Below are 529 nucleotides of genomic sequence, written 5' to 3' on the forward strand. Positions count from 1 at the left end.
CTAGCAGAAATTGCGCGGTTGCAGCAGGAACAGCGGGAGATTGCAGCGCAATTGAAAGCCATGCGCGCAACGCCGGTGCAAATTAAACGGGGGCAGCCATGAAGGAATGGTTTACTATTGCCGAATTGGCTGAGGCAGCTTTGCCAGGGTTGCCTAAGAGTAAGGGCGGATTGCGTAAGATTTTGGCGACCACATGGCGTCATCAAAGTGGTTTGACACGTAAAGTTAAAGGGGTTTCTCGACCTATTGTAGAAATTCACATTTCCTTATTGCCGGAGGGGGCGCGGGCGGCATTGTTGGTGCGGTTTGGGGTGGGTGTTGATGTGAAACAAACGCAAGGGGAACAAAAGACAAGTATTTGGGTGCGTTATGAAGGGCTTTCCAAGGCGCATAAAAGGCGCTGTGAAGAGCGTTTGAAGGCACTTTGCTTTATGAATGATTTGCTTGTTTCTGGTATGGGTGTGCATGATGCGGCAAGTTTGAGTGCGGTGCAATTTGGTGTGAGCCGGATGTCGCTTTTTAATTGGCG

1 protein-coding gene is annotated in these 529 nt (G+C 50.1%); it reads left to right on the top strand.

The window, feature by feature from the left end; translation table 11 throughout:
- Positions 1-98 precede the first annotated feature (98 nt).
- Positions 99-529, top strand: a 431-nt coding sequence (locus tag ACFIJS_RS09340) for a DNA-binding protein (RefSeq protein ID WP_375651357.1), incomplete at its 3' end; no start/stop codon positions are given.

This window comes from Bartonella sp. OT172YNZD (assembly GCF_042193725.1).
Classification (GTDB): Bacteria; Pseudomonadota; Alphaproteobacteria; order Rhizobiales; family Rhizobiaceae; genus Bartonella; species Bartonella grahamii_A.